This window comes from Pseudomonas sp. 05N434 (assembly GCF_056396965.1).
On the sequence record NZ_JBFTMK010001159.1, the window covers coordinates 1 to 424 of the forward strand.

Annotated in this window: 1 pseudogene; it reads left to right on the plus strand. The window is 61.4% G+C overall.

From position 1 onward, the window contains the following. Positions 1-424, plus strand: a pseudogene (locus AC1DLB_RS32220) (pyrroloquinoline quinone biosynthesis protein PqqF); the annotation flags it as partial.

Sequence of the window (424 nt, forward strand, 5' to 3'; positions counted from 1 at the left end):
GGCAAAGCCCAGCCTGTTGATGGATTCATCGGCCAATAGTTATCAACAGGCTGGAGAACGTCGACTGGATCTGCTGTTCACCTTCGAAGGGCTGCCCGACTCATCGCCCGAAGCGCTGGCGTTCCTGTGCCATTGGCTGACCGCCGCAAAGCCCGGCGGCCTRTTGGCGCAGCTGCGAGACAGCGGGCTGGCAGACAACCTGAAAGCCGCGCCGCTCTACTGCTATGCCGGGCAAGCCTTGCTGCACATCGAATTCACGCTGCCCGCAAACGCCACGCAATCGGGCARCGTGATCCGCGAACGGCTTCTGGATTGGCTGGGCTTTTTTGCCTCCCGTCAGGATTGGGCCCAATTGCGCGAAGAATACGCAGCCCTGCAGCAGCGCCAACAACAAGTCAGCAGCGCCTTGCAACTGGCCCAACGG